This is a genomic window from Mycobacterium sp. IDUB_39 (assembly GCF_055419205.1).
In genome coordinates, this window is record NZ_JBVAXF010000018.1 from 1 (window position 1) to 21,781 (window position 21,781).

Consider the following 21,781-nt stretch of genomic DNA (forward strand, 5'->3'; position numbering starts at 1 on the left):
CCGTACGGGTCCGCTGTTCGGTGATCTGGTCGTGGATGCGCCGGTTGAGGGCGTCGGTGGTCTCGGTGGTGTCGGCGATCAGCAAGGCGTCCCGGCCGGCGGTGACGTCGCCCTGGTGGGCTTCGAGGGCGTCGGCGGCCATGGTGACCTGATCCCCACAGTGAAGGCGGTCGTGGTCGCGGTACCAGCCCACGGCGCGGCGCACCGGCGCCGGCCCACCCTGGCCCAACGCCAACGACGCCGACCGCTCACCGGGGTCGTGCATGCGCCACACCTCCGACAACCGTTGAGCCCAGGGCAGCTCCTCGCACAGTTGGGTGAACATCCCTCCACGGGCCTTCACCGGCGCCAACTGATGCGGGTCACCGACCATCACCGTCTTCACCCCCGCGGTGGTCGTGTGGGTGAGCAGAGCACGCCACTGATGGGTGCCGACCATCCCGGCTTCGTCGACCACCACCACGTCGAACGGACCCAACGTCAGCCGCCCGTCGGCCAACCGCGCCAGCGCGGCGTGCATCGTGAACCCCTCGCTCGCAGCACCTTCGGCGACGGCGACGTCCACGGCCTTCCCAGTCGGTGCGATCACGATCACCGTCCCCCGACGCTGGCGTTCCACCAAGGCCCGCAAGGCGCGCATCGAGGTGGTCTTGCCCGCCCCCGCCGGCGCCGACAACGGCTGCACCAGCTGGGGGCTGGCCGCGATCGCGGTCACCGCGGCGTGCTGCTGCGCGGAGAGCCCCAACGCCTCCGGGGTGTCGAACTCGCGGACCCAGCACGCGTTGCGCAGGCTGGTCTCGTCGACCATGTCGAACACCCGCCGTTCCTCGACCAGGATCAGGTCCACGGTGAACCGTTCGGTGCCTTCGCGTTGATGCGCCAACCGCGGCCCGGTCAACCGCATGGCGACTGCGTCGACGCACTCCTCGATGACCTGGCGCGGCATCACCACATCCCCTGCGGAGCCGTCCACGCCACCCTCCGCCGCGGCCACGCCAGGGTTGTCGGCCATCAGGGGAAGCTGCGCGCCGATCACCTCGACCAGGTCCGCGCGGGTCAACGCGGCCTTGTCCGCGCGGGCCGCCATCGCCGCCACCTCGTGCCGATCCACCACCACCCCGCCGCGGCGCGCCACCCGCGCCGCCGCGCGGCCAGCCGCGGCTTCCCGCGCCCGACGCGCCTCGCGTTGCGCGGCGCGGTCCACCCCGAACCCCCGCCTGTCAGCCGCCCACTGGGCACGGAGTTCGGTCCACGACAACGACTCCGGCTTGGCCGGTCTGGTGGCTTTTTGGGCGGCCGCCAACTGCCCCTGCGACAGCCCCTTCTTGCGGCCGGTAGCGGTGTCGACGACGGTCAGATTGTTGGCCGCCCACGCCCGCAACTGCGAGGACCTCTGCGACCACGCCGCGACGTTCTTGGGGTCGACGCCGGCAATCTCAGCCATCCCCGTGCCCGGGTCCACCGGGCCCCATTCCACCCCCGCCAACCGGTGCAACTCATGGCGCAACGTGGCCTGATACACGATCCCCGCCGCCCGGGATTCATGAAACAAACTGGTCCCGTCCACCGACACCAACCGGCCGTCGGCACGGGCTTGGCGGTTGGGCACCAGGACGTGGGTGTGCAGGTGCGGATCCCCCGCCCGCGACGTCTCGTGTTGATAGGCCGCGGCCACCAAACCCGGCAACTTTTGCAGATCTTTGAGCCCGGTGATCGGGTTGTGCACCCGGGTGTACCCGGCATGATCAGCCAGATATTCCAGCGCCTCGGTGATCGCCGTCTGATGCGCTGCAGACACCGCCTTGTCGACCACGTCGCCGCCGAACGCGCGCACCAACGACACCGATTTCGGGGCGCAAAACGTCAAGTCGAAACCATGCACACCGCGCTTGCCGTGGGACCTTCCGCACTCCCCCGAGGGCGCCACACCGGCGTCCAACCAGCGCGCGACGACGTCGGGATCGGCGTCCCCGCCCCGCTGCGCGTCGGTCAACCCCACCAAATCAGCGACCGTCCGGGCGTCCCCGGCGCACGTCCACACCGGAGTGCGGGTGTCACGTTCGGCGTAGTACTCCGCCAACCCACCACCGGCAGATTGGGCGTCCTTGGCGGCCTGGCCGACCGCGCGGGCGGTGTCGTTGTAGTAGTTCACCGACCACAACGACAACTTCGCGATCGTCAACACCCACCCCACCCCACCCTGTCCGGGCCGCCCGCCGGGCCCGCGGAAATCGGGGTTCACAGGCTTACCAGCGGACGGCTTCACCAGCATTGCACAAAACTTGTGCAAATGTGCCAAAGGTCTATCCGGTGTGGAGGAGTTGTCAGTGGGACGGGGCAGGATGCGGGTATGGGCGAGGCATGGGATGGGGAACTGGCAGTACCGGAGGACTGTGTGGCGTGGTGTCGTGAGCAGGACTACGGGGTGAGCGTGTGTGACGACATGGCCCCGGTGGATCTGGACTGGTGGAACCGCCGCCTCGAGCGGCACGCGATCCCCACCCGGATCGTCGGCCGCGACGCCGACGGCGCACCCACCGATCACGGCATCGGCTACCTACGCCGCGCGGACCTCACCGTCGACCTCCACGCCGACACAGTGACCGGGCACGGGTCACCCGAACTGGGCGTGCTCTACCGCGCCGCGGCGTGGCTGTCTGGACACCCCCACCGCGACCGACGCCGAACCTTCCCCGACGTCGGCACAGCGGCACGGCCAGGACACGATGTCGACGCCATCACCACCGCCCTGGCGGCATGCCGACACGCACCATGGCAGGCGATCCCCGACGCCGCCCCGCGCCGCCGGTGGTCGGGCTGGCCGCAGACCCCCGGCGTCGGCCCCACCGTGGTCTCGCTGTACTGCTGGGCCACCCACCACACCGACAGCGCCGCTTACGGCGTGGTGCGCCCGCAGCTGCTCGACCAACACACCGTGGCCTCCCTGATTCACCTCGGCTGGACCGAGGACCCCGTGGCCGCCAAGTTCACTTGGGCGCGCTACACCCGCTATTGCCACCTCCTGCACACCTGGGCCGCCCACGCCGACGTCAGCGCCGAACTGATCGAGATGTGGCTGAGCACCCGGTGGCGCGAACGCGGCGCACACCACCACCGTTCACGGACGGGATGGCTATGAGGTCACGGGTCGAGGCGGCCGTGACCGATCTGCTGATCGGTCACCGTGGCCCGGCGGCCACCGCACTGATGCACTGGCTGATTACCGGCGACCAGCTGCACGACGACACCCGAGTGGACCTCGCGTGGATCCCACCCGACGCGCCCCGCCTCTTCACCTGAGCCCACACCCACAGGCCACCGGTGGCGTGCGTCGCGGAACGCGTCGACAGCCACAGGAATGGTGGGCCTGGGCTGGTCTCACCGGTGCTACTCGGTGTTCCCAGCGTCGGGGTTCATGCCGCGGGCGACCGCGCAAAGGCCAGCGTCGTCGTTAGGGATGGTCAAGGCAGGTACGTTGAGCGCGTTCAGCGAGCACTCGGCGGATCTCTTCTTTGGCTGCGGCGATACGTGCCCGCGAGGCGTCGGTGAGCACGACAGGTGCCGGCGTCTGGTCGATGCTGGCGGCGGCGGAGCCGCCGGCCTTTCTTGCAGGTTCTGGTGGTGTCCAGGGCAGCCGTCGTAATCGGCTGTGCAGGAACGCGCCAGGATTGGCGATGTGGTCGGGCCATGTCAGCCCTCGGGCGCGCATGTCGGCGTTGAGCTTGTCGTTGACCGCGCGTGCTGACCACACGTCGGGATCAATGCCGGCGGCGGTGAGTGCGTCGCAGATGGCGCCGATGTGGGCGCGGTCGAGGCCGTGGGTGATCGCGACGAGTCCAGCGGCGAGCCGTTGGACGGCCAGTGGGCGCGCGGTGCGTCGCCAGGGGCGGGCTTGTTGCGTTTTGTCGGAGATTCGGTGGGCGGGTGCGCTTGCGCGCTCGCTTGGTGAGTAACTCCCTACGGGAGAAGAAGAGCTAACGCCGCCTGACGGCGGTAGGTGGAAATCATGCACAACGGGGCGGGTCACTGGACGGGCTTCGCGGCGCGGCACCAGGTGGTACACCGAGGGTCGTCGGCCGATGCTGGGGGTGCCTGGGGAGCCGTGGCCGCGCTGCGCCTCGACGGCCCACTGGGAGACCCGTAGGACTCGCCAGGCGGCGGTGATCGTGCGTACGTCACAGCCCACCCGGGAGGCGATCGTCGCGCGTGTGACGGCGACGTGGCGGCCGGTGGCGTGGTCGGCGTGCTCGGCCATTACCGCGGCGATCGACAACAGCGTGGTCGAGGTGATCGACACGCGTTCCTCGGCGCACAGCTGGCCCAGGGCCGGTGAGCGCGCCCATTGGCGCAGACCGTCGAGCCAGCCGGCGCGACTGGTCCACATCGGCGCGCGTGGGGCGCAGGCCCCGGCGCGCTGCACCCATTCGCGGCGTCGTTCGTTCGCCAGAGCGTGCACGACATGCGGGCTGGGAGCGGCAGGAGCTACAGACGCGCCGAGCGACGTCGGCCACGTACTACTCGCCCGACGTGATGGGGCGATGGAGAGATCACGATTAATACACGAGTTGCGCGGCGTACCTGGTACGTCGAGCAGGCGTGCGCTACCGTGAGAGCTGTCGACCAAGACAGTCCCTTCGGGGAACGGGTGCGGAGAACCCTGAACCGAGTTCGCAGCTCGGTTTGAATCTCCAGACGCGGCCCCGCCTAAGGCGGGGCCTTCGTCAATTCAGCGGGGTTTCCGCACACCAGCTATTCAGATGTCACATCTGCCAAGAGGCTCGCTATGTAAGACGAAAAATTGAGCCCCTGGCGCATGTCGTCACATCGCCAGCGGCAAAACCTCCTTGTCGAGTTCGCGCACCAGCTCGGGGTGGCCGGCTTGGATGGCTAGCAGATCAGCCACGTATTGCGAGACAGACATGCCTCGCGCGGCGGCCTGCTGCTTGATCTTTTCGGAAACGAGACGCTCCGGGCGGGTTAGCAGTTCCACGCGGTCGCCTTTACGGGGTCGAGGCATGTTTCGAAGACTGCCAGCAAGATCGCGGTATCTGATACAGGACACGCCGTCGCCCGTGATGTTTTTGTGACTGGTGTGGTTCGTCATGCCAGCGGAACTGGGCCGAGGCCGCCCAGTGTGTGGTGAAGAGCAACTCAGCGAGGGAAGACGAGCCGTGCCGGACTGTTGAGCCGGGTGTGCGCCCCCGTCCAGACATAGCCTTCTGACCTGCACGTTTAGGGCTGTTGGCAGTTTAGCGGCCCAGTTGTCTGCACGGTGCCCCTGTAGAACATGGCCTGCCGTCCCTTTAAGGGGTGAAGGCATGTTTCTACGAGCAATAGGGGCAACTGTGGCATCACAGAAGAAGGACCCACCGCCGCTGCTGACGCTGCGCAGCACCGTGGTGTTCTCGGCGGCCGCGGTGGCCGCAGGGGCTAGCGGGATCGGAACCTACGCAGGAACACGTGAACCACTCACCGCTGCCGTAGCGGGCGGCGGGGTGTTCTTCGTGGCTGCAGCCTGGCTGGACAAGCACGTCGGCATCTAGCGATGGCCTGCCGTCAACATGCTTCGGTTCACCACTATGACGTAATAACGTAATGACGTTTTTGCGTTTTAGCGTAGTTATGTTGTTACGTCATGACGTAAGATCGCTGGTATGCCGATTATTTCCCTGGTGCACACCAAGGGTGGGGTCGCCAAGACCACCAGCGCGATGTATCTCGCAGCCGCGGGCGTCTCGCGCGGCTTAGACGTGGTGCTCGTCGATGCCGATCCACAAGGCTCTGCACTCGAATGGGCCGCCGACGCCACGGCCGACGGTCCGATGCCGTTTCCTGTAGTGCCGGCCAGCCGGCCCCTGACCGCAGATCGCGATTGCGACTTGACAATCATCGACACCCCACCTGGAACGGCGCAGGTAATCCAGGAGGCCATTGACATCGCAGATCTGGTCGTCGTGCCGACCGGGACGTCCCCGCTGGACGTTCGACGGGTCTGGCCCACGTTGGAGATCACCGCTCACCGTCCGACCGCCGTCCTGCTGACGAGCGTGGATCTACGCACCCGTCTTGCCGATGAAGTCCGCGGACTCTTGGAGGCCGAAGGCGTACCCGTCATCGGGACCCCGATCCTGCGGCGCGAAGACGTGCGCCGTGCCTACGGCGCCACTCCCACCCGTCTGCACGGCTACGACGATGTTCTGACCGAACTCCTGGAAGCGATGGCCCATGTCTGATCTGACCTCGAAGATGGCCGCCCGTGTGCGCACTGAGCCCTCCAAGCGGGCCGCCGAAGCGTTCCGGTCCCCCGCAGATGACATGCAGAGAGCCACGGTCTACCTGCCCCGTTCTACTGTTCGGGGCCTCAAGCAGGCCGCCCTTGACGGCGACACCAGCATGAGCAAGATCCTCACCGATTTGGCCGATCGGTGGCTGGCCGACAACGCCAAGACGTAATTACGTTGTTACGTTGTTACGTCTGTACACCTCCGGAATGCTTGAAATTGGTGTCTTCATTGGTGTCCCAAATTTGATATAGTGCTTACAGATGCGGTCGGCTTGTCCGGCTGTTCGTGAAGAAGCCTCCCTCTCTGAGGGGGGCTTCCTTGTTTGTCTGGCACAGTGACCGGTTGTGTCAGTGAACCCAGCGGAGATCTTCAAGAGCCTGCACCCTTCGCGACTGGCGCATTATCGGTCTCTTTCTGGCGGGCAAGACGCCGATGCGCTGGCACTCTACGAGTGGAACATCGAGGTCGCCGCCGCCTTACAGGACCCGTTGGGAATCGCCGAGGTCGCGGTGCGGCATGCGATCGACACGCAGCTGTGCGGGTGGTCGCAGCAGCATGTAGGTGCGCCTGAATGGATCGGTCACGTTGCCAGCATTCCGTACCTGTCGGGGCCGAACGTGTTCAGCGCATCCCGCCACAACCTTTACAAGGCAGCTGACCAGTCTCGCCGCGCTCGGCCGGCCAACCACCCCCGTCACGGCGGCGCGATCACCCATGACGACCTGGTCGCGAACGTCATGTTCGGCACCTGGGCCAACCTGCTACCCGAGAAGTTCAATGCGGGATGGGTGGACCCAAACGGCCATCCGGTGCAAAACCCGGTGAACCTTCAAGCCCGTCGGGACCTGTGGCGCAACTGCCTGCATGGGGGATTTCCCCACGTCCAACACGACCCGCGCGGGTACGGCACAGGCAACAAGGTTCGTGATCTGCGGAAACTACGAAACCGCGTGTCTCATATGGACTCACTGCTCTATGTCGACGTTCGACATCAGCACGACCGGGTTCTCCTACCGCTGCTGAACTCGATCAGCCATGAATTGCGCGACTGGGTCGTGAGACGAAGCAAGGTACAGACCGTGCTGACGCAGCGACCCACGACGTCATGACGTCATGACGTACTTACGTTGAGACGCAATTACGTCTATACGTCATGACGTAATAATCCATAGCGCCCCCGAAACGGCGCCGGCCTGCCTTAGGACTGTCGTTGCAAGCGTTTTGCCCAGGCTGGGTAACTGCCGAGGCTTCGAAGCAGCGGAGCAGTGAGGTCCGCGGCGACCTGGCCGGGGTCGTCGTCGAGGTCGTCTAGCGAAGCTTCAGTGGCCCGCTCATAGATGTTCTCGGTGTAGATCGGCCCTCCGTCGCCGAAATGCTGGTCGGCGAGGGTCCATGAGACCGAGTCGTTGAGGCCATTCATCGAGAGTGCGAACCGCCAACTGCCGGTATATCCCCACTGATGGGAGACCGCCGCAGCGAGTCGGGCAAGCATGCTGATGTGACCGACGATCAACGCCTCAAATATGACGGTGACGTCGGGTTGGGCAGGGAACACGTTTGGGAATGATCGTGTGGTCACGGCTCGCTCAGATGCCAGAACGAGCCGCCCGGATTCGGTGAAGACGATCTCGGCGGCGTGGTCGTTGCCCGAGAAACGTTGCCCGTCGTACATGCCAGTGGTGAGTGCGACGCCGCCAGGACGTCGGGCGAAACCGCTGGCCTGGGCCAAAGTTGGTGCATACGTTTGGTTTTGAGCGTCCGTGGCTGAGTGCACTAGTTGAAGCACTGTTTCTTGCCACGTTGATGATTCAGACAAAGCAACGAGCATGTCCTCGCGGGCCCCGACCGGCTCGGCCACCACCACTAACAGTCGTTGGTCACCGCCGACGAGGTCTGTACGTATCGCGCGCGCATCCGCTCGGAGGTCACGACGATCAGCCAGTCGCCTGTCGAGTAGCCGCACTACCTCGGCATTGGGGAGCATTCGGTTGGTTTTGTCGCCGCGGCCGTAATAGCGGCCATCGACCATGTGCGGGGCTCGAACTGACTGCGGCACGTGGACCACGACGTAACCGAGGGTGGGATCGCTAGTGGAGTTGATGGCGGTGGTGCGGATCTGTACCGCCTCGTCGACTCTCATTCGCGCGATCTGCTCGATGCGTTCGGCGAGTCCGTGGATAGGGACGGGCCACAGGCCTGGCGGTGAGGTGTCCTCGTCGACGCCGATCAGGATTGTTCCTCCGTCAAGAGCGAAAGCAGCGATGTCTTTGGCTAGGTCCTTGTTGGCGGCGTTACCGGATCCCAGCTCCCGCTTGAGATCCAACCAGTGGGTTTCTTCAAGCAACCCATTCAGCGCTAACCGCTGGAGTTCGTCTTCTGTACGGGCTTGGATCGCATCCATGGGGGCTCCTCAACCGGACTTTCGCGCGGACTAGCGGCTGAGCTGTTCGCGTAGCCGTTTCGCTCCGCGGTCGGACACCGACTGCGACGAAAGGACGTAGGCGGCGGCTTGATCGGGAGTGAGCCGGCCGCCGCTGATGTGGCCGCCGAGGAAGCGTCGCGCTTGGGCCTTGTCATCTGCTCCGGTCCAGCCGTTACGGCCGCCGTAGAAGATGACGGAATCGAGGTCTTTGCGCACGTCATCGTCCATCTCGGACGGCGTGACCTCTCCCGTCAGCAGGTTGACCGCGGCCGCGCCAGCAGCCCACTCGGCCAAGGGCGTGGAACCCTCGACGACAGCGAGTGAATGACCGCGAGCGAGGCCCATCGCGAAGTGCAACGACCGTTCATCTGGCACGAAGACTAGGACCGGCCCGCGGTCGGGCCGGCTACGGCTTTGCGGCGTGGCGTGCCCACCAGCTCGGATGATCTCGTCAAGGTCGGCATAACCGAAGCTCGCGGCATTTTGCGCGTTGCTCACCAGCAGGGGCGCTAGATCCTCCTCCTGGCTGCGTTCCCAAATCCATTCGGAGGCAAGGGCGATGGCGTCCTCCCACGGCCGATCTTCGACGTCGTCGGGGACCCACGCCGCGGCTCGTAGATGTGTCGACGGGTGCAGATCGGTGCTGGTCATCACGCGGCTCCTGATGGTGAGCTGAGTTTGGCCAGGTAGCGGTATGCCGTGGCCCGGCTGACGCCGAATGCTTGAGCAAGTTCGGGTACCGGTTCGCCCGTTGCGGCGAGCCGGCGCAGCTGTTCTTGGCGTTCCGGGGTCAGCTTGGCCGGCTTGGTGGCCGGCAGTTGGCGAACTCGGCGAGAGTCGCGTGAGGCGGCGCGCCGCTCGCGGCCGAGCTCGAGCTCGAGCTCGGCCAGCGTCGCCATAATGGTGGCCACCGCACGCCCCGTCGGCGTACCGGTGTCTACGCCTTCACGTAACGCGCGCAACAGGATTCGGCGCTGGCCAAGATCTGCGATGGTGCGAGTTACTTCTACGACAGATCGGCCCAGCCGATCGATGGCGGTTACCACTACGGTGTCACCCTCGCGGGCATAGTGAAGCAAGGCCGTGAGACCTGGCCGATCGGTGTTCACCGCACCGGAGAGTTTGTCGGTGAAGACATGACCGGATTCGACCCCCTCGGCGGCGAGCGCGGCGAGCTGCGCATCAAGGTCCTGGCCCAGAGTGCTTACCCGCGCGTACCCGAGAATCGCCGTCACAGCACCACTGTCGCATTGCGCACCGACAACGAGGATCTGAGACACGCTGTGTGAGACGAGAAATGAGACGGCGCCACCTGGGGCGATGCGACGGGGGAGTGTTCCCCGTAAGCCGGTCTCGTTTCTCTAGAAACGAGACACGGTTAGATTGCCGCCGCTACAACTCAATCGCCACGCGCGTGGAATCACGGCTTGGCGTCTGCGTTAATCTGTCTACTTCGGTGAGAAATCGCGAGCTGAGGCTGGTTGACCTCCGGGGCGCATGCGTTGATGCGCCGTCAGGAAGTCATCGACGATGTGTTCGCAGTGGTGCCGGCTCATGGTGTGGAGTCCGGTCATGCGTGCGAAGGCGAGTGGTCCGACGAGTTGGCACATGGCGAGTTCGACGTCGAAGTCATCGAGTTCGTCGCGCGCTTGGGGGCTCTGCAGGATGGTGTCGAACGGTTGGCGGTATTGGTCGACGACCCTTTTTCGCAGTGACTGCGTGTGGCCCGCGTCTTTACCATCTGGCGACAAAGGCCCTAGTGAGACCCAGGCGAGGGTGGTGAGGTGAAGGGGTGCCTCGGCGAACAAGGTTGCCTGACGGGTGAGCAGTTCGATCAGCTGCTCTCGCAGGGGAACTGAGCTCGGAAGCGGCGGGGTGACCTGGGGCAGGAGTCGCTCGAAGGTGGCGGCGAGAAGGTGGGAGGAACTGGTGAAGTGGCGGTAGAGGGTGGTTCGTGCGACCTTCGAGGCCTTGGTGACCGCCTCGATCGTGACCGCCTCGACTCCGCCGGTACTGAGCAGGTGAGCGGCGGCGTCGAGCAGTCGGGTCCGTGACCGCGCCCGACGCGGATCGGCGTCGTCGCCGTCGGGCAACACATGTTCGCTCAACGCCGTTTCCGTCGCCGGGATTGTCTGGTCATTACGACTCTCACCACGTTATGGTACCAACGGTAGCGTAGCGATACTGGTCATCCCTAGCCGCGGCTGAACGTGACAGTGTCACCGCTCTGACAGCCCTAAGCACGCGAAAGGCTGCGGACCGCCGATGACGACAACCGAATCGATCAGGCACGATTTCCTCACCGGGAGACTCGGCCGACGCGAGATCATCCTTGACTGCACCGCGACGATCGCCACGAGCGGTGGATATGACGCCGTGAAGATGCGCGCCATCGCCGATCGTGCGGGCATGGCAGTCGGCACCCTGTATCGCTACTTTCCGTCGAAGCCGCACGTGCTGATCGCCGTCCTCGCGCGTGAGTTCGAACGTATTGGCGCTGAACGAGATTGGACGGTCACAGCGGGATCGCCGCGCCTGCGGGTGGAGCAGTTGAACACCCGACTATGCCAGGAATGGCGCGCTCGGCCGGCCCTGACCGAGGCCGTGACCCGCGCATTCGTCGTCGCCGATGGCAGCGCGAGCGCCGAGGTGGCCCGCGCGGCGGGGGTCATCGAGCACCTGATCGGGCTGGCGATCGCCGGTGAGGAGCCGAGCCCGACACAACACCGAGTTGCCGCCCTGGTCGGCGATATCTGGCTGGCCAGCCTGATCGCGTGGGTCCGGCACGGCGCCTCCACCGAAGACGTCGCGATCGGACTGGAGCGCAGCATCGCGTTGATAGTCCACGACGAGAGGTAGCCGGGCCAACCCGATCCACACGAAACAACACTATTAGTAGCGCACCGATACTGATGGTATCGTTACGAATCAGATCGAGGTAGAGAGGTCTCATGATCACCCAGTGGATCGAAGCCTGCGAGGTCCAGCGCGTCAGCTTGGTTGGCGGCCTGGTACTCACCATGGCCGACTACAACGAGCTGGTCGTTACCCGACCACTGCGCTTGTCGCTTCCTGCGGTGGGGGCACACCCGGCCGAAGACGTGATGGTCGACCCGAATGACGTACCGAATCATCAGCGCCCGTTGTTGAATTTCGCCGGTAGCGTCTGCACGCTCGCCACCTGCGAGGACGACGGCACGCTGCGTGTCGAGTTCTCCAACGGCTACGGCTTCACCGTGGCCGCCGACGAGTGCTTCGCGGCGTGGGAGTTGTACGGCAAGCGCCACGGTTACATGGCTTGTCTACCCGGTGGCCGGGTCCGCGTCGTCCGCCACGACATGCCCGCGGACGACCTGGTGTCCGAGCGCCCTGCGGTGCGCCCTTGAGCGTCGACGGCCACGAAGCGGACCCGCCCGACGCCGCCGCCACCCGGGTGCGTGAACGCACCATTTCGGCTGCCAAGACCTCCGGGGAGTACAGCGAGCGCCTCGGCGCGTTGGCCCGATTCACCGTGCGACACAAGGCGTTGGTGATCGGCGCCTGGGTCGGACTGGCGGTGGTCCTGGCCCTGCTGTTCCCGCAACTGGAAACGGTGGTGCAGAAACAATCCGTCCAGCTGATCCCCCGCGACGTGGCGTCTTTTCAAACCCTCGACCGAATGAGCGAGGCCTTCGGCGAGCAGGGCTCCAAGACCATGCTCTTCGTCGCGATGGAGGACCCGGCAGGCCTGACCCCCTCGGCGCGCACGCAGTACACGGATCTGGTGTCGCGGCTGCGCGCCGACACCACGCACGTTCTGCTGGTTCAAGACCTGCTGGCCGACCCGGTGACCGCCACCCAGGCACTCAGCCAGGACGGCAAGGCCTGGTATCTGCCGGTGGGGGTGGCCGGCACGCTCGGTGACCCCGCCGCCGCCGAATCGGTCACCGCGGTCCGCGCGATCGCCGCCGACGCGTTCGCCGGATCGTCGACGACGGTGCGGGTGACCGGGCCGCCGTCGACGTTCAGCGATCAGATCGCCGAGGCCGAACACGATCTGCTGTTCATCTCCATCGCCACCGCCGGGTTGATCGCGCTGATCCTGCTCATCGTCTACCGGTCGGTGTTCACCGCGCTGTTGCCTCTGCTGGTGATCGGCATCAGTCTGGCGGTGGGGCGCGGAGTGCTGTCCGTACTCGGCGAGTTGGGTATGCCGGTCTCGCAGTTCACCGTGGCCTTCATGACGGCGATCCTGCTGGGCGCCGGCACCGATTACACCGTCTTCCTGATCAGCCGCTACCACGAACAGCGCAGGGCGCAGGTCGCCCCCGATCAGGCGGTGGAGCACGCCACCGCCAGCATCGGCCGCGTCATCCTGGCCTCGGCCGCCACGGTCGCGTTGGCGTTCGCCGCGATGGTGTTCGCCAACTTGAGCGTGTTCGCCGGGATGGGACCGGCCTGCGCGGTCGCCGTCCTGGTCGGGTTCGTGGCGACCGTGACGTTGTTGCCGCCGGTGCTGTCGCTGGCCGCGAAACGCGGTATCGGCGAACCCAAGTCCGACCGCACCCGGCGGTACTGGAACTCCGTGGCCGTGGCGGTGGTGCGCAAGCCGGTGCCGCTGCTGCTGGTCAGCCTGGCCATCCTGCTGGCACTCTCAGCGGTCGCCACGACGATGACGTTGAGTTACGACGACCGCAAGGGACAACCCGCCACCACCGCCAGCAACGAGGGTTATCAGCTGTTGGACCGGCACTTCCGCACCGACGTCGTCATCTCCGAATTCCTCGTCGTGGAGTCTCCCACCGACATGCGCACCGGCAAGGGACTGGCCGACCTCGACGAGATGGCCTCGCGCATCGCGCAGGTCCCCGGGGTGACGAAGGTGTCCGGGGTCACCCGACCCGCGGGAGCCCGCCTGGAGCAGGCCCAACTGGGGTGGCAGAACGGACAAATCGGCGACAAGATGGCCGGCGCGGTGGACGACGGCAACGCCCGCAAGGATGACCTGGCCAAGCTCACCGGCGGCGCGGACCAACTCGCCGGTGGCCTCGCCCAACTCGACACCACCCTGCGGACCGCGCTGACCCCGCTGACCGGAATCCTCGATCAGGCCCAGAGCGCAGGGCGGAAGGTGGACCAGTTTCGGCCCCTGTTGAGCCAACTCTCGGCGACCGCACCCGCGGTCGACCAGGCGCTGCGTTCGGGACCGGGGTTGCGCCCGCTCGCCGAGCAGGCCGATGGTGCCATCGCCACCATCGACCCGCTGGTGGGCGCGCTGAACACCTCGCCGTGGTGCGCGACCACACCGCAGTGCGCCCAGATCCGCGACCAGGTCCAGGTCCTCACGACGCTGCGCAACGCCGGGTTCTTCACCCAGGTCGCCGGGCTCGGGGACACCGTCGGCCAGAACGCATCCGTGGCCGACACCCTGGCCGGCGTCCAGACCGCAGTCACCTCGCTGGACAAGGCGTTCGGCGCGCTCGGTGACCCCGCCAACCTGGCCGGTAACGTCCGCCGACTCCAAGACGGCATCGGCCAACTCGCCTCGGGCGCCCAAGCCCTGGCCACCGGCGTGCACACCCTGGCCGACAGCAACATCGACATGCTTAGCGGGATGAGCCAGATCGCCACCCAGCTGCAGAACTCGGCGCGCGCCAGCACCGGCTCCGACACCTCCAGCGGCTTTTTTCTGCCGCCCAACGCCTTCGAGAACCGCCAGTTCGCCGACGTCGCCAAACAGTTCCTCTCCCGCGACGGCAAGACCGCCCGATTCCTCGTGGAATCCAGCAACGACCCCTACAGCGCCGAGGCCATGGACTTGTCCCACCAGATGGTCGCCGTCGCCGAGGCAGCCAGACCCAACACCTCCCTGGCGCAAGCCCGCATCTCGGTTGCCGGGTTCCCGGCGGTCAACTCCGACATTCAGCGCCTCCTGACCGCCGACTTCATCCAGCTGGCCGCCTCCACCCTGCTCATCGTGGGCCTGATCCTGGTGCTGCTGCTGCGCGCACTGCTCGCCCCGCTCTACCTGCTGGGCACCGTGGTGCTCAACTACACTGCCTCGCTGGGCATTGGAGTCTTGGTCTTCCAGTGGGGACTCGGTGGTGAAATCGCTTGGCCCGTACCGCTATTGGCGTTCATCATCCTGGTCGCGGTGGGCGCCGACTACAACATGCTCCTGGTGTCGCGGCTCAAGGAGGAATCCACCCGCAACATCCGCGTCGGGGTCCTACGCACCGTGGCCAGCACCGGGTCGGTGATCACCTCGGCCGGCATCATCTTCGCGGTCAGCATGTTGGGCCTGATGGTCGGCTCCATCGCCATCATGATCCAAGCCGGATTCATCATCGGCTGCGGTCTGCTGCTGGACACCTTCGTCGTGCGCACCCTCACCGTCCCCGCCATCGCCGTCCTGCTCCGCGAGGCCAGCTGGTGGCCCCACCGCCCCACCACCCCCCAGAGACGGACCTCATGAACGACCGCGTTGCCTGTGCTCACTCGTCCCGACCTACCGCAGCAGGCGATGTCCGTGTGGGGTCGACGCGGACATCGCTGCGGCGGAACCGGCGTCCACGAGCCGTCCATGTAGCCCTGCTGGCCATCGCTGTGGGCATCGGGGTCGCGACCGCGCCCACTGCGGTCGCCGATGAGGCCGGCTACCTCCAGCGACTTCAGAGCAGGCTGGCGTATCTGACAGCTCAACAACTGCTGACCGAGGGCTACAAGGTGTGCCAGCTGACCCACAGCGGCCATCCATCCTCTGACGCCATTGAGATGGTCTCGAAGGACTTGGCGATATCAGTACCGGCCGCCGTTGAGATCATCGTCGCCGCCGGAGGGGAACTCGGCTGCTGACAGCGGGCCGGGGAACTGCTGCGTGGAAAAGCAAAGCTTCTCGAGAGCTGACGTGGTGGTAGTCCACCACCGCTCGACATGTCGGATGAGTGATGCGCGGCGAAATAGTCAGTGCAGCAACGATTTTGGACACGTAGCCAGCCGACGGCGCAGAAACTCTACAGACTGAACACGTCACCGAACTGGCCGCGTCGCCCAAGCGTGGGCAGCGTGCCCGAGCGGTGCAGTGGCGCGGTCTAGAGAGTGCAGCGGTCGAGGAAGTCGGTGACCGCGGCGGTGAAGGCGTCGTTGTCGTCCCCGGCGATCATGTGACCGGTGCCGGACACGTCGACGGTTTCGGCGTGCGGGACCAGGTGGGTGAACTCCTCGACGGTGGCCTGGGAGACCACGTCGGACAGCAGCCCGCGGACGAGAAGTGTTGGGGCGGTGACGCGTCGGGCTCCGTCAATCAGCAGATGGCTGATCGCGTCGAACTGCTCGGTGCCCGCGGCCGCGCCGTCGCGCAGGAAGTCGAAGTTGGAGTGGACGAACGCCGGGTCCCATCGCCACACCCAGCGACCGTCGGGACGCTGCCTAAGCACCTTGTGCAGGCCGTCGAGGTTCTCGGGGCGCGCGCGATGCGGGTTGTAGGCGGCGATCACCTCGGCGGCATCGCCGAGGGTGGCGAAGCCGTCGGGGTGGGCGGCCATGAACGTCACGACGCGACGGGCACCCTCGAACTCCAACCGCGGGGTGACGTCGACCAGGATCACCGCCGCCCACGACGCCCCGGATGCGAGCAGGTGCGCGCCCAGGGCGGTCATTCCCCCCAGCGATGCGCCGACGACGGCGGGCGGGGTATTGGCGCTGAAGTGGTCACGGACGGCGAGCAGGTCGGTGGCGAGTCGCTCGACGTCGTAGCGCCCGGCCGGATCCCAGTCGCTGTCGCCGTGACCGCGGGTGTCATAGGCCACCACCGAGTATCCGCGCGACTGGAGCCGGCGCGCTGAGGTGGTCCACGCGTGCCGGTTCTGACCGCCGCCGTGCAGGAGGAACACGACGGGACGATCACCGTCGTGGGGGTAGTACTCGGCGGCAAGGGTGATCCCGTCTCCGGTCCGGACCCGATGCTGCACGACCGAAGTCACGATGCGTTGCCTGCGGTGCTCACGATCGTGACGGTGCCCTGCGCGGCGCATACGGCCTTGTGGCCGTTGGTGATGTCGATGCGCGCCACCCCGCTGCGTTTGCCCAGCGACACGATGTCGGCAATGGCGACGCACACCCCGCTGGACACGGGTCTGAGCAGGTTCAACTTGAACTCGGTGGTCGCGACCCACGATCCCGCCGGAATGACGGGGTAGAACACCACCCCGAGACAATGGTCGACCATCGCCGACAAACACCCGCCGTGCAGATTGCCGAACGGGGTCAGCAGGTCCTCGCGGGTATCCATCTCCGCCACCAGCCGACCCGCGGTGAGTGCGGTGTGTCGAAAATTCAGGAACGTCGACAGTCCGCCCGCCGTGTTCGCCGCGTGGAGCAGCTGGTCGGCGATCTGCGCGTCGAAGTGCGCGAACGTCGTGGTCACCATCGTCTGTCAATCCTCGCCTTCTCTGTCATCGGCCGACGGTCGTGCTCCAGCGAAACGCTCGAGCATGTCACCGAACGCGCCGAGGTCGCCGTGGGCGGCGAAGTGCTCGACGTCCACGGCAACGAACATCGCCGTGGCGGTGAAGCGCACGATGCCGTCCTGCCCGATCCCGGTCGCACTGACGTGCAGGGCTCGCCCCTCGCGGCTGTCGACGCGCGCGACGATGCGGTGGGGGTGATGCAACGGCACCGGCACGCGGTAGCCGACGGCCAGGTTGCGGGTGACCGCCGGGGTTCCGACGATCCACAGGGTGAAGCCGAACAAGTCGTCGCACGCCGCGGCGATCGCACCTCCGTGCGCGAGACCCGGTGCCCCGCCGTGCCGTTCGTCGAAAACCAGGTCGGTGTAGACCTGCTGCCCGGATCGGAACACCTCCATCTGCAGGCCGTGGGGATTGTCGGGGCCGCACCCCATGCAGGTGGGAGTGTGCGGCGGCAACCGCACCGGCTCACCGCTCAGCGCCTCGCTCACGGAGTGCTCGATTCTGTAGACGTGTCAATCTGCGATCCGACCGCGGTGATCGCCGACAGCGCCATCGCGGCCTGGCTGGTGCCGAAGACCAGTGCCACCGACAGGCACGACACCCCCAGCGTCCACTTCGGGCTGCCCGTGGGATTGCGGGTGGCCTGCGCGGGAAGGGACGGATCGTCGAGGCCGTCGGACAGGGGCACGGGCTAGACCGGTGCGGCCCACATGATGGGCAGCGACGTAAAGCCCCGGATCGGCCCGGACCGCAGACGACGCGCAGACTCCAGGTCGACCTCCCAGTCGGGCACTTTGTCCAGCAACGCATTCAGGGCGGTCCGAGCCTCCATCCGCGCCAGTGCCGCACCCAGGCAGAAGTGGACACCGCGACCGAAGGCCACCTGGTGTTCGCAGGTGCGATCGATGTCGAACACGTCCGGATCGGGGAAGACACGCTCGTCGCGGTTGGCCGAGCCGAACAGCAGCAGCACCTTCTCTCCGCGGCGCATCGTCGTGTCGTGAAGAACGACGTCACGGGTCAGGGTTCGCGAAAGCCCCTGCGCGGGTGAGTCATAACGCAACAACTCCTCCACCGCCGGTACCAGCAGCGTGCGATCGGCGACCAGTCGGCGACGTGCCTGTCGATGCTGGGCCAGCACGACCGCGGCGTTCCCCAGCAGGTTGGTGGTGGTCTCGTAGCCCGCGACCAGCAGCAGCGCGCAAAAGCCGAGGACCTCCTCGTCGGTGAGCCCGACCCCGTCCACGGTGGCGTTCGCCAACGCCGACATCAGGTCCTCGCGGGGATTGTGGCGGCGGTCGGCGAGGAAATCGGTGAAGTAAGCGTAGATCGACGCGGCCGCGGCCAGCGCGTCGCTGGTGTGACCGTGGGTGACGTCGACCTGCACCAGCTGGCTCGACCACGATCGGAACTGATCATGATCGGTGGCGGGAACGCCCAACAGATCGGCGATCACCGCGGCGGGCAGGATGGCGGCGAAGTCGGTCACGAAATCGGCCGACCCCGACCCCTCGTCGAGGCGTTCGAACAACTCCGCCGCCATCCGCGTGATGGTGGTCTGAAGGCCGGTGACCCTGCGGGGGGTAAACGCCCGGCTCACCAGGGCGCGCAGCTGGTCGTGTCGGGGCGGGTCCATCACGATCATCATCGGCAGAAACGACCCGATGAAGTCCGATCCCGGCGGGGTGGGGAAGATCCCGTCCACCGAGGAGTAGGTGCCGTGATCCAAGGCCGCGGCTTGGACGTCGGCGTGCCGGCTCAACACCCAGGTGTGCGAATCCTGCGCGCGGTATACCGGAGCCGCGTCGCGCAACACGCGGTACGTCGGATAGGGGTCTTCGAGTATCGAGGCGTCGAACGGGTCATACCGCATGGGCACCGCGACCACGAGGACCTCCCACCGCCATGAAGCAAGGGTTTAGACTCGGAGTCTAAACTTGAAGAACGGGATTGGGCAATGCGCAAGATTCCACGTCAGATCGCTGACCGGCTCCCCGCAGCGGCGGACCTGTTCGCCGAAAAAGGGCTCAACGACTCCAAGATCGAGGACGTCGCCGCGGTGACCGGCGTGCCGAAAGCGACGCTGTATTACTACTTCACGGGCAAGGAGGAGATCCTCGCGTATCTACTCGAAGACCTCCTCACCGACATCGCCGATGCTGTGGCGGCGATCGTGCACACCGACGGCACCGGTGCCGAACGCCTCGAACTCGTCATCGGCGCACAACTGCGGGCGATGGCGCAGCGGCCAGCGGTCTGTCGGGCACTCATCGGCGAACTGGGACGCGCGGCCCGGATGCCGGTCATCGCCGAGATGATCAACACCGCCTACCAGCAACCCGTCGAAGCACTGCTGGTCGCAGGCGCCCGCGACGGATCCCTTGTCGCCCAGCCAGATCCACGATCCGCCTCCATGGCGCTGTTCGGCGCGGTCACGATAAACGCCCTCATGTACCTGGTCGCAGACCAGCCTCTCGACGAGACGGTGGTCGCCGGAACCCTTAGAGCCGTCATGTTCGACGGACTACGCCCGCGCCGAGGAGACCGAGCATGAGCACTTACGGCCTCTCGGTCCTCGGCGCGGATCTGCCGTCGTTGGCCCGGACCGCCCAGGCCGCCGACGCGGCCGGGTTCGACGCCGCCTGGGCCTCGGAGTTCTACTCCCGCTCTGGGTCCATCTCCATGGCCGCGATGGCCAACAGCACACAGAACTGCCGGATCGGGTCCTCCATTCTCTACGGGATCGGACGAAGCCCCCTGGTGCTGGCCACCGAAGCACGCGACCTCGACGAACTCTCCGACGGACGACTGGTACTCGGCATCGGCAACGGCACCAAACGGATGATGAGCGACTGGCACGGCGTATCCGACACCGCCGCACCCGCGCTGCGCATGGAAGAACTCGTCGGTCTGCTGCGCCGCATCTGGAACCTGCACGACGGCCCGATCCACCACGACGGCCGCTTCTACACGATGCACCTCACCCCCACCGGTGAGGTACAACCACCCAGCCGCGCGATCCCGATCATCACCGCCGGTGTGCGCCCCCGGATGTGCGAGACAGCCGGGCGGGTGGCCGACGGCCTGGCCGGCCACCCCCTGTTCACCACCACCTACGTCCAGGAGATCGTCCGCCCCGCCATCGCCAAGGGCGCCGCGCACGCCGACCGCGACCCCCGTGACGTCGAAGTCGTCTCCATGGTCATGTGCGCCATCCACGACGACGCCGAGGTCGCCAGACGTGAACTGGCGCAACAGATCGCGTTCTACGCTTCGGTCAAGTCCTACGAAACCGTGCTCGACGTGAACGGCTTCGCCACCGAGGGCAGAGCCATCCGGGAAGCCTTCGCCCGACGCGACTTCCCCACGATGTTCGCCGCGGTGTCCGAGGAGATGATCGACACCATGGGCGTCGCCGGAACCGCCGACGACGTCCGCGTCGGGCTCACGCGCTACGAAGGCGTTCTCGACCACATCATGCTGTACTCACCATCGGTGGGCATCGCCCCCGAACGCGTGCAGCAGAACCTCGAAAGCCTCATCAGGGAATGCTCACCACGCAGGATTGCTCACGCCGCGCAATAGTGCTCACTCGACGCACGCCGTCGCGCCTTCGATGTTCACAACGGCCCGCTTCCCTGAATCCTGAAGCACTTGGCTGCAGGTGTCGGTCACTCCCGGCAACGACGAAAGCGATGACCATCACCAGGTGCGGTGACGAGCGACATGGGGTGCACCGAAGCCCACTTACCTCTCACCAAAGCAGCGGGAAGACTCTTGAGCATCAGAGGCTCAGGTCATAACCGCGATCGCGTTCCCGGCCGCGGTCACGGTCTAGTCCGCGGCTGCGGTCCAACGTCCGATCTCGTTGGGCGCGTTGACTTTTCTGATAGTCGACGTGCCGTCGGGTGACCGCCGAGTGGTGTTCGGCGACCAGGTTGGCCACCAGCTCGGGCAGGAGTTCGGCCGGGGTGTCGGCGGCGGTGCGGTGGGCGGTGCGGGCGGGTTCGTCGCGCCCGACGATCTGCCGCATCATCCGGGCGGCCTGGACGGCCCCACCGCGCTGGGCGACGTGCACCCCTGCCTCGTCGGGTGCCGGGTGGTCGCGGTGGTGGTCGGCTTCGGTGATCGTGCGTTCGTAGAGGTAGACCTCGTTGGTGTCGCGGCCGCGGGTCATCGCCACGTAGGCCAGGTTGCGGGTGGTGGTGTCACCGATGACGGCGCGACAGCTGTCGGCGGTGACCCCTTGGGCCGAGTGCACGGTGATCGCGTGGCCGAGCTGCACCTGCTTTTTGAGGTAGTCGCCCTCGAGGACCGTGACCGCGCCGTCGCCGAGTCGTCGGGCGGCGATGCGCGGATGATCGGGGGTGTCGTCGACTTTGAGGACCTGCCAGCGCTGCCCGTTACGGACCGGAGCCTCGGGCAGGCGCTGGGTGACGTCGGCCCGGTCGCGCACCTCGATGGTCGCGTCGTTGAGTCGGGTCAGGACGACGTCCCCCACCCCGACCTGGTGTCCGCGCGCGGCGGTGACGGTGGTGGTGTCGCGGCCCGTACGGGTCCGCTGTTCGGTGATCTGGTCGTGGATGCGCCGGTTGAGGGCGTCGGTGGTCTCGGTGGTGTCGGCG

24 protein-coding genes and 1 pseudogene are annotated in these 21,781 nt (G+C 66.4%); 12 read left to right on the forward strand and 13 right to left on the reverse strand.

Annotated elements, in window-relative coordinates:
• Positions 1–2,272 (reverse strand): MobF family relaxase (gene mobF, locus ACZY0X_RS30930; RefSeq protein WP_463775853.1); only part of this gene is annotated, 2,272 nt, incomplete at its 3' end.
• Positions 2,273–2,350: 78 nt separating this feature from the next.
• Here mobF and ACZY0X_RS30935 point away from each other — a divergent pair.
• Together ACZY0X_RS30935 and ACZY0X_RS30940 are read left to right on the forward strand one after the other, a co-directional pair.
• Complete coding sequence (locus ACZY0X_RS30935) at positions 2,351–3,139, forward strand: 8-oxoguanine DNA glycosylase OGG fold protein (RefSeq protein WP_068920411.1); 789 nt, start codon at positions 2,351–2,353, stop codon at positions 3,137–3,139.
• Positions 3,136–3,300 (forward strand): hypothetical protein, encoded by a 165-nt coding sequence (locus ACZY0X_RS30940; protein ID WP_264036737.1) that lies wholly within the window; start codon positions 3,136–3,138, stop codon positions 3,298–3,300. Before ACZY0X_RS30935 ends, ACZY0X_RS30940 begins: the two co-directional genes overlap by 4 nt.
• 151 nt (positions 3,301–3,451) lie before the next feature.
• On the opposite strand, the gene ACZY0X_RS30945 is transcribed toward ACZY0X_RS30940, so the two are convergent.
• On the reverse strand, positions 3,452–4,456 hold the full coding sequence (locus ACZY0X_RS30945; RefSeq protein WP_264036735.1) for a rep protein: 1,005 nt from the start codon (positions 4,454–4,456) through the stop codon (positions 3,452–3,454).
• 363 nt (positions 4,457–4,819) lie between these two features.
• Positions 4,820–4,990, reverse strand: coding sequence for a toxin-antitoxin system (locus ACZY0X_RS30950; protein WP_308205681.1), 171 nt, complete (start codon positions 4,988–4,990; stop codon positions 4,820–4,822).
• Positions 4,991–5,345: 355 nt separating this feature from the next.
• Here ACZY0X_RS30950 and ACZY0X_RS30955 point away from each other — a divergent pair, with 355 nt between their 5' ends.
• The 4 genes from ACZY0X_RS30955 to ACZY0X_RS30970 all read left to right on the forward strand — a co-directional run bounded on the left by ACZY0X_RS30955 (position 5,346) and on the right by ACZY0X_RS30970 (position 7,393).
• Positions 5,346–5,543 carry a hypothetical protein gene (locus ACZY0X_RS30955; protein ID WP_068920413.1) on the forward strand — a complete coding sequence of 66 codons (198 nt, stop codon included), beginning with the start codon at positions 5,346–5,348 and terminating at the stop codon, positions 5,541–5,543.
• A 111-nt stretch (positions 5,544–5,654) separates the two neighbouring features.
• Positions 5,655–6,233: a ParA family protein gene (locus ACZY0X_RS30960; protein WP_068920414.1), complete on the forward strand. Its 579-nt coding sequence runs from the start codon at positions 5,655–5,657 to the stop codon at positions 6,231–6,233.
• A complete protein-coding gene (locus ACZY0X_RS30965; RefSeq protein ID WP_068920415.1) occupies positions 6,226–6,453 on the forward strand; it encodes a hypothetical protein in 228 nt (75 codons plus the stop codon). Before ACZY0X_RS30960 ends, ACZY0X_RS30965 begins: the two co-directional genes overlap by 8 nt.
• Before the next feature lie 181 nt (positions 6,454–6,634).
• A complete protein-coding gene (locus tag ACZY0X_RS30970) occupies positions 6,635–7,393 on the forward strand; it encodes a hypothetical protein (protein ID WP_264036731.1) in 759 nt (252 codons plus the stop codon).
• 89 nt (positions 7,394–7,482) lie between these two features.
• Here the strand turns inward: ACZY0X_RS30970 and ACZY0X_RS30975 are convergent, their stop codons facing one another.
• From ACZY0X_RS30975 to ACZY0X_RS30990, 4 genes are all read right to left on the reverse strand, one after another.
• The gene (locus ACZY0X_RS30975) at positions 7,483–8,685 is read right to left on the reverse strand and encodes an AlbA family DNA-binding domain-containing protein (RefSeq protein WP_068920417.1); all 1,203 of its coding nucleotides are present in this window, start codon (positions 8,683–8,685) and stop codon (positions 7,483–7,485) included.
• Positions 8,686–8,715: 30 nt separating this feature from the next.
• Entirely contained in the window at positions 8,716–9,357 is a 642-nt protein-coding gene (locus tag ACZY0X_RS30980; RefSeq protein WP_192860468.1) for a hypothetical protein, read from the reverse strand.
• The gene (locus ACZY0X_RS30985) at positions 9,357–9,941 is read right to left on the reverse strand and encodes a recombinase family protein (protein ID WP_068920418.1); all 585 of its coding nucleotides are present in this window, start codon (positions 9,939–9,941) and stop codon (positions 9,357–9,359) included. Before ACZY0X_RS30985 ends, ACZY0X_RS30980 begins: the two co-directional genes overlap by 1 nt.
• Positions 9,942–10,154: 213 nt before the next feature.
• The gene (locus tag ACZY0X_RS30990) at positions 10,155–10,814 is read right to left on the reverse strand and encodes a TetR/AcrR family transcriptional regulator (RefSeq protein WP_156720696.1); all 660 of its coding nucleotides are present in this window, start codon (positions 10,812–10,814) and stop codon (positions 10,155–10,157) included.
• Between the two features lie 157 nt (positions 10,815–10,971).
• Between ACZY0X_RS30990 and ACZY0X_RS30995 the strand changes: the two genes are divergently transcribed.
• The 4 genes from ACZY0X_RS30995 (at position 10,972) to ACZY0X_RS31010 (ending at position 15,540) form a co-directional block, all read left to right on the forward strand.
• On the forward strand, positions 10,972–11,565 hold the full coding sequence (locus ACZY0X_RS30995) for a TetR/AcrR family transcriptional regulator (protein WP_056547435.1): 594 nt from the start codon (positions 10,972–10,974) through the stop codon (positions 11,563–11,565).
• Between the two features lie 92 nt (positions 11,566–11,657).
• The gene (locus tag ACZY0X_RS31000) at positions 11,658–12,092 is read left to right on the forward strand and encodes a DUF6188 family protein (protein WP_056547432.1); all 435 of its coding nucleotides are present in this window, start codon (positions 11,658–11,660) and stop codon (positions 12,090–12,092) included.
• Positions 12,093–12,139: 47 nt separating this feature from the next.
• Positions 12,140–15,160, forward strand: a complete 3,021-nt coding sequence (locus ACZY0X_RS31005; RefSeq protein ID WP_056549682.1) for an MMPL/RND family transporter — start codon at positions 12,140–12,142, stop codon at positions 15,158–15,160.
• A 56-nt stretch (positions 15,161–15,216) separates the two neighbouring features.
• Positions 15,217–15,540, forward strand: coding sequence for a hypothetical protein (locus ACZY0X_RS31010; protein ID WP_327533322.1), 324 nt, complete (start codon positions 15,217–15,219; stop codon positions 15,538–15,540).
• A 236-nt stretch (positions 15,541–15,776) separates the two neighbouring features.
• Here the strand turns inward: ACZY0X_RS31010 and ACZY0X_RS31015 are convergent, their stop codons facing one another.
• From ACZY0X_RS31015 to ACZY0X_RS31035, 5 genes are read right to left on the reverse strand one after another with little or no spacing between them, the layout of a single operon-like run.
• Positions 15,777–16,667 carry an alpha/beta fold hydrolase gene (locus tag ACZY0X_RS31015; RefSeq protein ID WP_068920419.1) on the reverse strand — a complete coding sequence of 297 codons (891 nt, stop codon included), beginning with the start codon at positions 16,665–16,667 and terminating at the stop codon, positions 15,777–15,779.
• Positions 16,664–17,113 carry a PaaI family thioesterase gene (locus ACZY0X_RS31020; protein ID WP_068920420.1) on the reverse strand — a complete coding sequence of 150 codons (450 nt, stop codon included), beginning with the start codon at positions 17,111–17,113 and terminating at the stop codon, positions 16,664–16,666. The genes ACZY0X_RS31015 and ACZY0X_RS31020 overlap by 4 nt, the downstream gene beginning before the upstream one ends.
• A 6-nt stretch (positions 17,114–17,119) precedes the next feature.
• Positions 17,120–17,587 carry a PaaI family thioesterase gene (locus ACZY0X_RS31025; RefSeq protein ID WP_192860469.1) on the reverse strand — a complete coding sequence of 156 codons (468 nt, stop codon included), beginning with the start codon at positions 17,585–17,587 and terminating at the stop codon, positions 17,120–17,122.
• Positions 17,588–17,640: 53 nt separating this feature from the next.
• On the reverse strand, positions 17,641–17,844 hold the full coding sequence (locus tag ACZY0X_RS31030) for a hypothetical protein (protein WP_068920422.1): 204 nt from the start codon (positions 17,842–17,844) through the stop codon (positions 17,641–17,643).
• 3 nt (positions 17,845–17,847) lie between these two features.
• Complete coding sequence (locus ACZY0X_RS31035; protein ID WP_068920423.1) at positions 17,848–19,044, reverse strand: cytochrome P450; 1,197 nt, start codon at positions 19,042–19,044, stop codon at positions 17,848–17,850.
• Between the two features lie 69 nt (positions 19,045–19,113).
• Between ACZY0X_RS31035 and ACZY0X_RS31040 the strand changes: the two genes are divergently transcribed.
• On the forward strand, positions 19,114–19,710 hold the full coding sequence (locus tag ACZY0X_RS31040; protein WP_068920424.1) for a TetR/AcrR family transcriptional regulator: 597 nt from the start codon (positions 19,114–19,116) through the stop codon (positions 19,708–19,710).
• Positions 19,707–20,741 (forward strand): LLM class flavin-dependent oxidoreductase, encoded by a 1,035-nt coding sequence (locus ACZY0X_RS31045; protein WP_068920425.1) that lies wholly within the window; start codon positions 19,707–19,709, stop codon positions 20,739–20,741. The genes ACZY0X_RS31040 and ACZY0X_RS31045 overlap by 4 nt, the downstream gene beginning before the upstream one ends.
• A 199-nt stretch (positions 20,742–20,940) precedes the next feature.
• On the opposite strand, the pseudogene ACZY0X_RS31050 reads toward ACZY0X_RS31045, so the two are convergent.
• Positions 20,941–21,781 (reverse strand): annotated as a pseudogene (locus ACZY0X_RS31050) (MobF family relaxase); the annotation flags it as partial.